Below are 14,233 nucleotides of genomic sequence, written 5' to 3' on the forward strand. Positions count from 1 at the left end.
ATGTTGCTTCGCCTCTCCGCCGCCGTCTCCATGATCGCGCTCGCGCACCCGGCTCATGCGCAAGAGGTCGTCACGTCGCCCGACGGGCGGATCGAAGTGACGGTGAACGTCAACGGCGAGGGGCGGCCTTTCTATACGATCGAACGCGACGGGACGTTGCTGCTGAACGAAAGCCGGCTCGGCTTCCTGATGGCGGACCAGGACAAGCTGGAACGGCGCCTGGCGATCGCGGATGCGAATGTCGAAGAGCGCGAGAGCCGCTGGGAGCAGCCGTGGGGCGAGCGGCGGTTCGTCGAGGATCGCCATCGCGAGCTGACCGTGACCTTCGTCGAGGACAGCGACGAGGCGCGGCAGTTCGGTGTCACGTTTCGCGTCTTCGACGACGGCATCGGCTTTCGCTACACCTTCGACCATCCCTCGCTGGGCGACACGATCCGCATCGCGGACGAGTTGACCGAATTCAACGTCGCGCAGAACGGCACCGCATGGTGGATCCCGGCGGGCGAATGGAACCGCTACGAATATCTCTACGAACAGACGCCGATCCGCGAGGTCAGCTTGGTCCATACGCCCTTCACGATGCGGCTCGACGACGGGACGCACCTGTCGATCCACGAAGCCGCATTGACCGATTTCGCGGGCATGTGGGTGAAGCGCACGACGGGCACCAATCTGCGCGCGACGCTGGCGCCGACGGGCAGCACCGCGGCGCGGGTGGAACGGGCCAACGGTTTCTCGACGCCGTGGCGGACGATCCAGATCTCGCCCGATGCGCCCGGGCTGGCGAACAGCGACCTCATCCTCAATCTCAACGAGCCCAACCGGATCGCCGATATTTCCGACTGGTTCACGCCCCACAAATATGTGGGTATCTGGTGGAGCCTGCATCTCGACGAGGAAACGTGGGGGTCGGGCGAACGGCACGGGGCGACGACCGCCAACGCAAAGCGCTATATCGATTTCGCCGCCGAAAACGGTTTCGACGGGGTGCTGGTCGAAGGGTGGAACATCGGCTGGGACGGCAACTGGTTCTTCAACGGGTCCGAGTTCAGCTTCACCGAGAATTATCCCGACTACGACTTTGCCGAAGTCGCGCGCTACGCCGCCGAAAAAGGCGTTCCGATCGTCGGACATCACGAAACGTCCGGAGACATCGGCAATTACGAGGCTCAGCTCGAGGAGGGCTTCGACCTCATGGCGGCGCGGGGGGTGAAGGCGATCAAGACGGGCTACGTCACCGATGCGTGCAACCTGCGCTTCGAACATGCCGACGGGCGCGAAACGCGCGAATGCACCGAAAGCCAGATCACGCAGCGCCACCACCTGCGCGTCATCCAGGAAGCGGCCGAACGGCGGATCGTCATCAACCCGCACGAACCGGTGAAGGATACGGGGCTTCGGCGCACCTACCCGAATTGGGTAAGCCGGGAGGGCGCGCGGGGGATGGAATTCAATGCCTGGGGGGTACCCGACAACGGACCCGATCACGTCCCCGACATGGTCTTCACGCGGATGCTGTCGGGACCGATGGACTATACGCCGGGCATCCTTAGCCTCGAAGGGCGGGGGCAGCCCCTGTCGATGACGCAGGCGCGGGCGCTGGCCGAATATGTGCTGATCTATTCGCCCATTCAGATGGTCGCCGACCTGCCCGAGCATTATGCCGAGCATCCGGAAGCCTTCCGGTTCATTCGCGACGTGGCGGTCGACTGGGAGACGAGCCGCGTCCTGATGGGCGAGGTCGGCGATTATGTCGTGACGGCGCGCAAGGACCGCAACAGCGGGGACTGGTATCTGGCGGGCGGGACGGACGAGGATCCGCGCACGGTCTCGGTGCCGCTGACGTTCCTGGAGGCGGGCAGCTATACTGCGCAAATCTATCGCGACGGCCCCGCCGCCAGCCTCGACGGCGATGCGCGCTTTGACATCGTGATCGAGGAGCGCAGTGTCCGCGCTGCCGACACGCTCGATCTCGCGATGGCCGAGGGCGGGGGCTTCGCGATCCGCTTCGTTCCGCAATAAAATCGGGGCGATGCATCCTCGTTCGATCACGATCCTCGGCGGCGGGACGGCAGGCTGGATGGCGGCCTGCCTGTTCCAGCATCATTGGCCCGACTGCCGCATCGGACTGATCGAATCGAGCAGGATCGGCATCGTCGGCGTCGGCGAAGGGTCGACGCCGCAGTTGAAGGCATTCTTCAAGCGTATCGGAGTGGACGAGGCCGAATGGATGCCCGACGCCCACGCGACCTACAAGGTGGGGATCGCGTTCGAAGGTTGGGACGACGATCGGGACGCGTACTATTTCCATCCGTTTCCCAGCGATCTCGACCTGCATACGCGGCGCGACCTGTATCTTGCCGCCCACCTTCGCCGCACCGGGCGCGACGTGCCCGCGCATCCCGACCGCTTTCTGCTGCCGGGGCGGCTCGCAGCGTCTCGGCGAGGGCCGGGGCACGCAGACGACTGGCCGTTCGAGGTCAGCTATGGCTATCATTTCGATGCGCACGAGGTGGGACAGGTGCTCAAGCGCGTCGCGACGGTGCGCGGTGTCGAGTGGATCGATACGGAGATCGCCTCGGTCGACGTGATGGGCGGTGATGTCGCGGCGCTGGTCGGCACGGACGGCACGCGGCACGAAGCCGACTTCTTCGTCGATGCATCGGGTTTTCGTGCGATGATCGTCGAGGACGCGCTGAAGGGCGATCACCGGTCCTACGCCGACCGACTGTTCAACGATGCGGCGGTCGTCATGCCGACGCCGGTGGCGGGCGAGGGTCCCGAATGCGCGACGCGCGCGGTGGCGATGGAGGCCGGGTGGCGCTGGTCGATCCCGCTGACGCACCGGACGGGCAACGGCTATGTCTATTCGACCCGCTACGCGTCCCCCGAAGCGGCCGAGGCCGAGCTTCGCGACGCCCTCGCTGTTGGCGACGAAGTCGAGGCGCGGCATCTGAAATTCCGGACCGGGCGGCTGGCGGAAAGCTGGCGCGGCAATGCACTGGCGATCGGGCTGGCACAGGGATTCCTCGAACCATTGGAGGCAACCGCGCTGCATCTCGTCATCGCGAGCCTCGAAGGCTTCGTGGCGGTGGTGGAGCGCGACGGTCTCGGTGAGGACGCACGCCGCACCTTCAACGAGGATATCGCCGCGCGCTACGACGGCATCCGCGACTATATCCACGCCCACTATCGCTGTCAGAAGCGGCGGGACACGGCCTATTGGCGCGACTGTGCGGCGACGGACGATCTTTCGGACGATCTGAAAGCGGTGATGACCGCTTGGTTCACCGGGCAGGACGTGACCGCCGAGATCTCCGCGCGCGGGATGGATCGCTATTACAATGCGGTCAGCTGGCACTGCCTGCTCGCTGGCTATGGCAATTTCCCCGACGATGGGCGACTGAGGGAACCGGGTGTGAACGATCCCACGATCGACATGGATCGCATCGAGCGGTTCCTGGATGCCTGCGAGACACATTACCGCCCGCACAACGACATGCTGGCGGCGCTGGAAAAGGGGGCCCGATGAGCTCGTCGACACTGTTGCTGTTCGGAGCCACGGGCGATCTGTCGCGGCGGATGCTGCTGCCCTCGCTCTACGGCCTGTTCGCCGACCAGCTTCTCCCCGACGACGTGCAGATCATCGGGACGGCACGCAGCGAACTGAGCGACGAGGAATTTCGCGAGACGGCCATCAAGGCGCTGCGCGAACGGTTGCCGAGGGATTTCTTCAACGAGATCGTGGCGCGCAAGTTCGTGACGTTGCTGTCCTATGTCGCGGTCGATGCGACCACACCGGAAGGCTATGACGAGCTTGCCCGGCGGATCCCGATCGACAAGGGCGTGTCGATCTTCCTGTCGACCGCGCCGAGCCTCTTCACCACCGTGATCGAGAACCTCGAGCGCGTCGGACTGGCGGGGACGACGGTTCGGCTGGCGCTCGAAAAACCGATCGGCGACGACCTGGAAAGCAGCAAGGCGATCAACGATGCGGTGGCCGCCGCCTTTCCCGAAGAGCGGACGTTCCGGATCGACCATTATCTCGGCAAGGAGACGGTCCAGAACCTGCTCGCACTGCGCTTCGCCAACTCGCTGCTCGAGCCGGTGTGGAACGCCAGTCATATCGACCATGTCCAGATTACCGTCGCGGAGACGGTCGGGCTGGAGGGGCGCGCGGAATATTACGATACCAGCGGGGCGAGCCGCGACATGTTGCAGAACCACATGCTGCAGATGCTGGCCCTGGTCGCGATGGAGCCACCCGCCGATTACGATCCCGACGCGGTGCGCGCGGAGAAGGTCAAGGTGCTGCGCGCGCTGCGTCCGATCACGCCCGACACCGTCGAACGCGACGTCGTGCTCGGCCAGTATGACGATTACGCGGGCGAACTGGGACAGGAAAGCGACACCGAGACCTTCATCGCGCTGAAGGCGCATGTCGACAATTGGCGCTGGTCGGGCGTGCCCTTCACGCTGCGGCACGGCAAGCGGATGAAGCGCCGGAAAACCGAAATCTATATCCAGTTCAAATGCGTACCCCATTCGATCTTCTCGGGGTTGGGGGCCAAGACCGATCCCAACGAACTCATCATCTCGATTCAGCCCGAGGAGAATATCCGGCTGAAGCTGATGACCAAGACGCCGGGTCTGGATCGCGGGGGAATGAGCCTTCGCGAGGTGCCGCTCGACGTCACGATGGAAGAGGCGTTCAGCGACTATCGCCGCCGCATCGCCTACGAACGGCTGCTGCTCGATCTGATCGAGGGGGATCCGACGCTGTTCGTGCGGCGCGACGAGGTGGAGGCGCAATGGGTCTTCATCGACCGGCTGCGCGCCAGCTGGCAGGAGGCGGGCATGACCCCGGACCCCTATGAATCGGACGGATGGGGCCCTAAGTCGTCGGCGACCTTGATGAGCGCCGATGGGAGAGCCTGGAATGATTGACGCCGAATGGTGGGAATATGACGATCGCGACGAGATGGCGGCTGCCGTCGCGGGCGATATCGGATTCATCATCGAAAGCGCCATCGAAGCGCGGGGCGAGAGCCTGGTCGCCTTTCCGGGCGGATCGACGCCGCTGCCGATCTACGAGAAACTGGCCGAGAAACAGCTGCCGTGGAAACGCGTGACGATCATACCGGGGGACGATCGGCTGGTTCCCGTCGACAGCGACCTGTCAAACATTCGCGCCATCGCGCAGGCGATGATCTCGACCGGCGCGCGTATCTATCCGATCGCGGCCGAGAACGACGATTATGTCATGGCGGGCCATGCCGCCGACGCGCGGCTGAAGAGCCTGAAATGGCCGCCCGACGTCGTCTGGCTGGGCATGGGCACCGACGGACATACGGCCTCGCTCTTCCCCGGTCCCGATCTCGACGCGGCGATGGACGCGCCCAAGGCGAAACTGGCGATGGGCGTAAAACCCGATCCGATGCCCGAGGACGCACCCGTCGAGCGGGTCACGCTGACCCGCGCGGCGATTCTCCAGGCGCGGGCGATCACCGTCAGCATCACGGGGCAGGAAAAGCGCGACATTCTCGAGGCCGGGCTGGAGGACGGGCAATCGTCCAAGCTGCCGATCGTGCGCGTCCTGGCCGAAAGCGAATTCCCGATCGACATTCACTGGGCACCCTAAAAGGATCCGATGGCGACACTCGACCCCCGCATCGCCGCGGTCACCGACCGCATCATCGAAAAGTCCAAGAAAGGCCGCGCGGCCTATCTGAAGCTGATGGACGAGGAGGGCGAGCGGGGCATCGACCGGTCACGCCTGTCGTGCGGCAACTTCGCGCACGGCTTTGCGGCCAGCGGCGACGACAAGAAGGCGATTCGCACCTTTGCGGGGCCGAACATCGGCATCGTCACCGCCTACAACGACATGCTGTCGGCGCACGCGCCTTACTACCGCTATCCCGAACAGATGAAGGTGTGGGCGCGCGAGGCGGGTGCCACCGCGCAGGTCGCGGGCGGCGTGCCTGCCATGTGCGACGGCGTGACGCAGGGACAGCCGGGCATGGACCTGTCGCTGTTCAGCCGCGACAATATCGCGATGGCGACCGCGGTCGCGCTGTCCCACGGGATGTTCGAGGGCCTGGCGCTGCTCGGCATCTGCGACAAGATCGTGCCGGGGCTGCTGATCGGGGCGCTGCGCTTCGGGCATTTGCCCGCGCTGCTGGTGCCCGCGGGGCCGATGCCCTCGGGCCTCGCCAACAAGGAGAAGCAGCGCGTTCGCCAGCTCTATGCTGAGGGCAAGGCGACCAAGGAAGAACTGCTTGCCGCCGAAAGCGCCAGCTATCACGGGCAGGGCACCTGCACCTTCTACGGAACCGCCAATTCCAACCAGATGATGATGGAGATGATGGGGCTGCACATCCCCGGCGCGGCGTTCGCCAACCCGGGCACCAAGCTGCGACAGGAACTGACGCGCGCGGCGGTGCACCGCGTCGCCGATCTCGCCACGAAGAGGGCGCGGCTCTGCGACACGGTCGACGAACGCGCCATCGTCAATGCGGCGGTGGGGTTGATGGCAACGGGCGGATCAACCAACCACATGATCCATCTGCCCGCCATCGCGCGTGCCGCCGGGATCACGTTCGACTGGCAGGATCTGGCCGAGATCAGCCACGCCGTTCCGCTGATCGCGCGGGTCTATCCCAACGGATCGGGCGACACGAACGACTTTCACGCGGCGGGGGGGATGGCGTTCGTGACGTATACGCTGCGCGAGGCGGGGCTGCTGCACGACCACCGGTCGGCGGGAAGCGACGATTTCGCCGCCTATGCCACCAATCCGGTCGAGGACGACAGCGGTCTGCGCTGGGAAGCGGTCCGCGAAAGCTCGAACGACACGATGCTGAAGCCGGTGTCCGATCCGTTCCAGCCGGATGGGGGGATGCGGCTTCTGGCGGGTAACCTGGGCCGTGCTTGCTTCAAGACCAGCGCGGTCGATCGGGAACGCTGGACCATCGAGGCGCCGTGCCGGATCTTCTCCGACCAGAAGGCGGTGGTGGACGCGTTCGAGGCGGGCGAGCTCGACCGAGATACGGTCGTCGTCGTGCGTTTCCAGGGTCCGCGCGCCAACGGAATGCCCGAGCTCCACAAGCTGACCCCGCCGCTGGGCGTGCTGCAGGATCGCGGGCATCGGATTGCGCTGGTGACCGACGGGCGGATGAGCGGCGCGTCGGGCAAGGTGCCCGCCGCGATCCACTGTTCGCCCGAAGCGCTGGGCGGCGGGCCGCTCGCCTTTCTTCGCGACGGCGACGTCGTGAAGGTCTGCGCCGAAACCGGCGAACTCTCGTCGAAAGCCGACCTAAGCGCACGCGAGGCGGCAGAGGCACCGCCCCCGCCGGTGGGGACGGGACGCGAACTGTTCGCGCTCTTCCGTCTTCATGCGGACGAGGCGGAGAAGGGCGGGTCGGCGATGTTGGCGGCGATGGAGCAGGCACTATGAGGATCGCGGTCGCCGACGTCGGGGGCACCCACGCCCGCTTCGCTATCGCCGAAATGGACGGTGCGCAGGTGCTGAGCCTGTCCGACCCGATCACGCTCGGGACATCGGATCACGCCAGCTTCCAGACCGCGTGGCGCGACTTTTGCGAGCAGAACCCGGGCCCCGAACCCGACGCGTTGTCGGTGGCGTTCGCCGGGCCGGTCGAAGGCGAAGTGCTGAAGCTCACCAACAATCCGTGGGTGATCCGCCCCGCGCTCGCGACCGAGAAACTCGGCGTCGCGAAATTCACCATCGTCAACGATTTCGCCGCCATCGCCCATGCGGTCGGGGCGCTTCCCGACGACGACTTCCTGCACATCACGGGGCCCGACGGGCCGTTTCCCAAGCATGGCGTCACCAGTGTCGTCGGGCCCGGCACGGGGTTGGGCGTGGCGCAACTGCTGCGCACGCCCGAGGGGAACATGCACGTCATCGCGACCGAGGGCGGGCATATCGACTTCGCGCCGCTCGACAGTCTGGAGGACCGAATCCTGCAACGGTTGCGCAAGCGGTACGTGCGCGTTTCGATCGAGCGGGTGGCGTGCGGATCGGGGTTGGTGAACATTTACGAGGCGCTGGGCGCGATGGAGGGCAAAGCCGTTCGCGAGATGGACGACATCGAATTGTGGACCGCCGCGCTGGAGGGCAGCGATCCGCTGGCGGCGGCGGCGCTCGACCGTTTCTTCCTGACGCTCGGGGCGGCGTCGGGCGATCTGGCGCTGGCGCACGGATCCAACGCGGTCGTGCTGGCCGGGGGCCTCGGCTATCGCATTCGCGATCGGTTCGAACGGTCGGGGTTCGCGGGACGCTTCGTCGCCAAGGGTCGGTTCGAGCGGCGGATGCAGAACATTCCGGTGAAGCTGGTCACCCATTCGCAACCGGGCCTCTACGGCGCGGCGGTCGCTTTTGCGAAAGAACATTCCCTAAAGGATATGGGCGCATGAACATCCACGACATCATGACGATGGCGCCGGTCATCCCGGTGTTGGTCCTCGACGACGACGGACCCGATCCGGTGGCGCTGGCCGAAACATTGGTCGCGGCGGGGTTGCCGGTGATCGAAGTGACGCTGCGCACCGACAATGCGCTCGATGCGATGGAGAAGATGGCCGGCGTCGACGGAGCGATCGTTGGCGCGGGCACCGTGCTGGGACCGGCACAGCTACTCGAAGCCTGCGACTATGGCGCGCAGTTCATCGTGTCGCCGGGAATGACCGAAACGCTGGTGCGCACCGCGAACGACAAGCGCGTTCCGATCCTGCCCGGCGTCGCGACAGCGGGCGAGATCATGCGGGGGATGGAAATGGGCCTGTCGCACTTCAAGTTCTTTCCCGCGGAAGCCAACGGCGGACTGCCCGCGCTGAAGGCGATCGGCGCACCGCTCGCCGCTGCGAAGTTCTGCCCGACGGGCGGGGTCAGGGCGGACACGGCGGCCGACTGGCTGGCGCATGACGCGGTGCTGTGCGTCGGGGGAAGCTGGATCCTGCCGTCGGGCGAGAAAGATCTGGACAAGGTCGCGGAACGGGCGCGCGCCGCCGCCGCGCTGAAGGAGTAGAGCGGATGGGGAAATTGATGGCGGCCGGCGCCCTGCTGGCGATGATCGCGGCCCCGGTCGCCGCGAACGCGCAAACGATCGATCCCTGGGCGGGTCGGACCCATGTCGACTGGTCCCGCGATGCGGTGATCTATCAGATCAATACGCGGCAGTTCACGGCGGAAGGGACGTTCGCAGCCGCCGAGGCGGAATTGCCGCGGCTGGCGGAAATGGGCGTCGACATCCTTTGGCTCATGCCGATCCATCCCATCGGGACGGTCGAGCGCAAGGGATCGCTCGGCAGCCCTTATTCGGTGCTGGACTACAAGGGCGTGAACCCCGAGTTCGGCGATCTCGACGACTTCAAGAACTTCGTCGATGCCGCGCACGCACAGGGGATGAAAGTCATTCTCGACTGGGTCGCCAACCATACGGCGTGGGACCACCCGTGGGTCGAGGAACACCCTGAATGGTATCAGCGCACCGACGACGGGGGGCTCATCAGCCCGTTCGGTTGGACCGATATCGTGGTGCTGGATTATACCCAGCAGGGCGTTCACGACGCGATGATCGACGCTTTGTCCTATTGGGTCCGCGAGGCGGACGTGGACGGGTATCGTGCCGATGTGGCGGGGTTCCTTCCCAAGCCGTTCTGGACCCGCGCGAGTGCCGAGCTGGACGCGATCAAGCCCGTCTGGATGCTGGCCGAGTATGAGGATCGCGACCTGCACGAGCAGTTCGACGCGACCTATTTCTGGGAGTGGGAAAAGCATCTTCAGAAACTGGGCCGCGGCGAGGAGACGGCGGACACGATCTGGGGCCTGTACGAGGACCAGGGGGTCGAATGGCCGAGCGGTGCGCAGCGGATGATCTTCACTTCGACCCACGACGAGAATGCCTGGGCCGGACCGGCCCGCGAGCGGTTGGGACCGGCGTTGGAGAATGCCATCGCGCTGACGTTTCTCGCGAAGGGCATTCCGCTCATCTACAACGGGCAGGAAGCGGGGCTGAACAAACGGCTGGAATTCTTCGAGAGGGATCCGATCGTGTGGCAGGACCATCCGCACGACACGCTGTTCCGCGACCTGATCGCTCTGCGAACGCAATATACGTCGCTGCACAACGCGCCGTGGGGCGCGCCCATGACCCGGGTCGGCAATTCGGACGAGGAGCGGGTGTTCAGCTTCGTTCGCGCGAACGAGGCGGATGCCGTCATGGTGCTGCAGAACTATTCGGCCGAGGCTGTGACCGTCACCCTGTCCGACTTTGCCGAGGCGGGGACGTGGATCGAACATTACGACGATACGCCCGAAGCGCTGCGGCCCGCGCCGGTATCCATGGGAGAAGGGAAAGAGCTGGGGCTTTCGCCCTGGTCGACGCGAATTTTCTCCCGGCTCGACCGCTAGGCGGCGATCGGCACTAGTGGAGCGGCTGACCGGGCTTTTCGCGCCAGAAGAGCAGCGAACAGACGACGCTGAGCGCGACGAAGAAGATCGGATACCATAGCCCGGCGTAGATATCGCCGGTCGCGGCGACGATCGCGAAGGCGGTGACGGGCAGGAAGCCGCCGACCCAACCGGTGCCGATGTGATACGGCAGGCTCATCGCGGTATAGCGTGTTCGGGTGGGAAACATCTCGACCAGCGCGGCGGCCTGGGGTCCATAGAGGGCGGTCGCGGCGACGGTGAAGACGATCAGCCAGAAATAGAGCGTCGCATGGTCGATCTCTTGCGGATCGGCGGCGGCGGGATAGCCTGCGTCGAACAACGCCGCGTCGAGTTCGTTGCGGCTGATCGTGCCGTCGGCATCCGGATAGAGCGTCGTATCGCCGACGCAGACGGTCGTCGTGCCGTCCATGCTGTCGTACCGTTCGTAGCTTACGCCGCTCTCGATGATCGCTCGGCTCGCGAGGTCGCAGTCGGTGGTATAATCGGCGGTGCCGATCAGATCGAACTGGAAGGAGCAACCGGACAGCTGCGTATCGAGGATCACGGGCGATTGCTCAAGCGCGGTGGCCATACGCGGGTTCACGGCCTGAGTGATTGCCTGAAAGCCCGGGTAGAAGGCGAGAAGGCCGAGGATCATGCCGCCGACCATGACGGGCTTTCGACCGAGGCGGTCCGACAGCCAGCCGAAAAAGACGTAAAGCGGCGCGGAGACGAGGGTGACGGTGAGGATGATCCAGTTCACCTCTGCCCCCGGCACGCCGAGGTTTCGTTCGAGGAACACCTGGACGTAGAAGAAGGCGCAATACCAGAGCGCGCCCTGCGCCGCCATGAAGGCGAAGAAGGCGGTAAGCACCTTCTTGAGGCTTTCCTTCTCGGCGAACGCTTCGCGGAGCGGGGTCTTGGTGACCTGGTTCTCGGCCTGAAGCTTCTGGAAGGCGGGGCTCTCGGAGAGCTTGAGCCGCATCCAGACGCTGATGAGCAAGAGGAGCACGCTGACGAGGAAGGGGATGCGCCAGCCCCACTCGAGAAAGGCTTCTTCGCCCACGGTCGTGCGCGTAAAATAGATGACGAGCAGCGCGGCGACGAGGCCGAAGGCGGCGGAGGACTGGATCCATCCGGTGGCCGCACCGCGTTTGTCGTCGTCGGCATGTTCGGCGACGTAGATGGCCGCGCCGCCATATTCGCCGCCCAACGCCGTTCCCTGGCAGATGCGCAGGATGATGAGCAGGATCGGCGCGACGATGCCCGCCTGCGCATAGGTGGGCAGCACGCCGATCGCGAAGGTCGCGCCGCCCATCAGGCTGACGGTGGTGAGAAACGTCGCCTTGCGCCCCACCCGGTCGCCCATGGCGCCAAAGATGATCGCGCCCAACGGACGGAAGGCGAAACCCGCGGCGAACAGGCCGAGCGCCGCGATGACCCCCGCGGTCTCACCGAGGCCCGCGAAGAAGACCTGCCCGATGGTGCTGGCGAGCGCGCCGAAGATGAAGAAATCGTACCATTCGAACGCAGTGCCCGCTGAGGATGCGATCACGACGCGTTTCATCGACCATGGCCGGTGCTTCGGCCTGGCTTCGGCGATTGCGGTGTCACTCATGAATCCCCCCCGGGCCCCTCTTCAGGTCTCACTGCTTGACGATTGTCTCGTCCAATCGTGCGACATTCAAGCCCCATTTGTAGGCGTCGAGGCGGTTGCGGACGGTGGTGCCGTCGGGCTCCAGCGCGAGGGTCTGCTCGATGCGCTCGCCTTCGGTCTCGTAACGGATCGTCATGCGGTTGCCGTCGGTATACGCCTCGACCTCGCCGACCGCATCGGTAAGGCTGCCGCCGTAGCGACCATCGCCCTCGTCGGTCATGATCCATGTCCGGGTGCGCGCGGGCTTGTCGCCTTCGCTGATCCGCTGGACGAGTTCGAGGCTGCCGTCGGGGCGCAGCGTTCCCTCGCTTTCGACGTCGATCCGGTGGGTCTTGCCCGTGACCAGCACCAGCGTGCCGCTACCCTCGGTCTGGCCCTCGAAAAAGGCGATCGGGTCGAGCCGGGGCGTCTCCGCTTCCTCTGGAAGGTCCACCGCCGGCAGACAGGCGGCCAGCGCAAAGGCCAGCGGAATGGCGGCGAGGCGCATCAGCGCCGGGCGCGGGTGAGGAGGGTCTCGGCCTGCGTGAGGTGCGGGCGGTCGACCATCTTGCCGCCGACGTCGAGAACGCCCGCATCGGGCTGCGCCGCGAAGGCATCGACGATGGCTTTCGCGCGCGCGACCTCGACATCGGAGGGCGTGAAGGCGGCGTTGATGATGTCGACCTGGTCAGGGTGGATCGCGAGCTTGCCGGTGAAGCCCTCGGATGCGGCGGCGCGGGCTTCTTCCTTCAACGCATCGAGGTTGCGGAAATCCGTATGGACCCCGTCGACCGGCTGCGCGCCCGCCGCGACCGCGCCGGCGAGGCATAGCGAGCGGGCAAGTCGGAACGTGAAACCGAGATTGCCGTCCGCATCATACTTGCTGCGCGCGCCGAGCGCGGCGGACAGGTCTTCCGCGCCCCAGCTCATCGCCTTCAGCGGCGCCTGGCTTGCGGCATAGGTGCCGAGGTTGAAGAGGCTGGCGGGAGTCTCGGTGACGATCGCGTGGATCGGGATGTTGCCGGTCGAATGGGCAAGATGTTCCAGATCGTCGGCGCTTTCGGCCTTCGGAAGGACCAGACCTTCGAACGCGGCCTTGCCGAACAGCTTGATGTCCTCGCGATGTTCGGGCGCGAACAGGGGATTGATGCGTACCCACCAGCGCGGTCCGTCCTTCCGGTCGCCGAGCGATTTGAGGACGTCGCGGGCGTAGGCCTTGTTCGACGGCGCGACGCTGTCCTCGAGATCGAAGATGATCGCGTCGGCCGTGCCGAGCAGCGCCTTCTCTACCTTCTTTGGACTGTCGGCGGGGACGAACAGCCAGCTGCGCGGCGGGGGGAGGCTGTGCTCGCTCATGCCGATTTCTTGAGCAGCGCGGAGCGGGAGAAACTGAGCACCAGTTCGTCCGACTGGTTGTAGGCCCGGTGTTCCCAGGTGACGATGCCGGCGTTGGGGCGCGAGTTGCTTTCGCGCAGCGCCGTCACTTCGCTTTCGATCCGCAGCGTGTCGCCGACGAACACGGGCCTGGGAAACTTGAGCGCGTCGTATCCGAGGTTCGCGACGAGCGTGCCGAGGGTCGTTTCCGCGACCGAAATGCCGACGGCGAGCGAGAAGGTGAAACAGCTGTTGACCAGCGGTCGGCCGAATTCGGTCTGGCCGGCGACCTCGTGATCGAGATGCAGCGGCTGCGGATTGTGGGTGAGCGTGGTGATGAGGAGATTGTCGGTCTCGGTCACCGTGCGGGTGATCGGATGGCGGACAGTGTCGCCGACCTGCCACTCATCGAAGAAACGTCCGGACATGGCGCCGTGGGTAGGCGCTAGGCAGCCTTGTCGCAAGCCGCCTCGCGCGATCGGCGCGCGGCCTCGAGCGCGGCGGGCAGTAGCTTCATCTTCAGATCGTGCATCCCGATGCCATCGACGGTTTCGCAGCGGTTCTCCGAACGAACGACATTGGCGATGTGGCCGAGCATCTGCATCACGATGTCGATCGTCTGCAGGCTGGTGCAATGGTTGGTGATGACGTCGATGTCCGCCGACAGCGCATCGCCCATCACGTCGAGAAGCTTGCGCGCTTCCTCGATCTCGGCGGCGAGCGAATGGTCGAGCTTGTCGGGGATTCGGGTCATCACTTGTCCGCGA

General features: G+C 65.5%; 13 protein-coding genes. 8 read left to right on the top strand and 5 right to left on the bottom strand.

Annotated features, from left to right (window positions below; translation table 11 throughout):
* From WJT74_RS00780 to WJT74_RS00815, 8 genes are read left to right on the top strand one after another with little or no spacing between them, the layout of a single operon-like run.
* Positions 1-2,022, top strand: a complete 2,022-nt coding sequence (locus WJT74_RS00780; protein ID WP_343345704.1) for a glycoside hydrolase family 97 protein — start codon at positions 1-3, stop codon at positions 2,020-2,022.
* 10 nt (positions 2,023-2,032) lie between these two features.
* Positions 2,033-3,532, top strand: coding sequence for a tryptophan halogenase family protein (locus WJT74_RS00785; RefSeq protein WP_343345708.1), 1,500 nt, complete (start codon positions 2,033-2,035; stop codon positions 3,530-3,532).
* Complete coding sequence (zwf, locus tag WJT74_RS00790; protein WP_343345710.1) at positions 3,529-4,947, top strand: glucose-6-phosphate dehydrogenase; 1,419 nt, start codon at positions 3,529-3,531, stop codon at positions 4,945-4,947. Before WJT74_RS00785 ends, zwf begins: the two co-directional genes overlap by 4 nt.
* Complete coding sequence (pgl, locus tag WJT74_RS00795) at positions 4,940-5,641, top strand: 6-phosphogluconolactonase (RefSeq protein ID WP_343345713.1); 702 nt, start codon at positions 4,940-4,942, stop codon at positions 5,639-5,641. Before zwf ends, pgl begins: the two co-directional genes overlap by 8 nt.
* Positions 5,642-5,650: 9 nt before the next feature.
* Positions 5,651-7,456 (top strand): phosphogluconate dehydratase, encoded by a 1,806-nt coding sequence (gene edd, locus WJT74_RS00800; protein ID WP_343345715.1) that lies wholly within the window; start codon positions 5,651-5,653, stop codon positions 7,454-7,456.
* Entirely contained in the window at positions 7,453-8,439 is a 987-nt protein-coding gene (gene glk / locus WJT74_RS00805; protein ID WP_343345718.1) for a glucokinase, read from the top strand. The genes edd and glk overlap by 4 nt, the downstream gene beginning before the upstream one ends.
* Positions 8,436-9,050, top strand: a complete 615-nt coding sequence (eda, locus tag WJT74_RS00810; protein WP_343345721.1) for a bifunctional 4-hydroxy-2-oxoglutarate aldolase/2-dehydro-3-deoxy-phosphogluconate aldolase — start codon at positions 8,436-8,438, stop codon at positions 9,048-9,050. Before glk ends, eda begins: the two co-directional genes overlap by 4 nt.
* A gap of 5 nt (positions 9,051-9,055) precedes the next feature.
* The gene (locus WJT74_RS00815; protein WP_343345724.1) at positions 9,056-10,435 is read left to right on the top strand and encodes an alpha-amylase family glycosyl hydrolase; all 1,380 of its coding nucleotides are present in this window, start codon (positions 9,056-9,058) and stop codon (positions 10,433-10,435) included.
* A 13-nt stretch (positions 10,436-10,448) separates the two neighbouring features.
* Here WJT74_RS00815 and WJT74_RS00820 read toward each other — a convergent pair whose 3' ends face one another.
* From WJT74_RS00820 to WJT74_RS00840, 5 genes are read right to left on the bottom strand one after another with little or no spacing between them, the layout of a single operon-like run.
* Positions 10,449-12,074, bottom strand: coding sequence for an MFS transporter (locus tag WJT74_RS00820; protein ID WP_343345727.1), 1,626 nt, complete (start codon positions 12,072-12,074; stop codon positions 10,449-10,451).
* A 28-nt stretch (positions 12,075-12,102) separates the two neighbouring features.
* Positions 12,103-12,600: a DUF3833 family protein gene (locus tag WJT74_RS00825; RefSeq protein ID WP_343345729.1), complete on the bottom strand. Its 498-nt coding sequence runs from the start codon at positions 12,598-12,600 to the stop codon at positions 12,103-12,105.
* On the bottom strand, positions 12,600-13,448 hold the full coding sequence (locus tag WJT74_RS00830) for an HpcH/HpaI aldolase/citrate lyase family protein (protein WP_343345731.1): 849 nt from the start codon (positions 13,446-13,448) through the stop codon (positions 12,600-12,602). The genes WJT74_RS00825 and WJT74_RS00830 overlap by 1 nt, the downstream gene beginning before the upstream one ends.
* Positions 13,445-13,894 (bottom strand): MaoC family dehydratase, encoded by a 450-nt coding sequence (locus WJT74_RS00835; RefSeq protein WP_343345734.1) that lies wholly within the window; start codon positions 13,892-13,894, stop codon positions 13,445-13,447. The genes WJT74_RS00830 and WJT74_RS00835 overlap by 4 nt, the downstream gene beginning before the upstream one ends.
* Before the next feature lie 17 nt (positions 13,895-13,911).
* Positions 13,912-14,220: a hypothetical protein gene (locus WJT74_RS00840; RefSeq protein WP_343345737.1), complete on the bottom strand. Its 309-nt coding sequence runs from the start codon at positions 14,218-14,220 to the stop codon at positions 13,912-13,914.
* Positions 14,221-14,233: the final 13 nt, after the last annotated feature.

Origin of the sequence: Sphingomicrobium sp. XHP0239 (assembly GCF_039555325.1) — a bacterium.
GTDB classification, from domain to species: domain Bacteria; phylum Pseudomonadota; class Alphaproteobacteria; order Sphingomonadales; family Sphingomonadaceae; genus Sphingomicrobium; species Sphingomicrobium maritimum.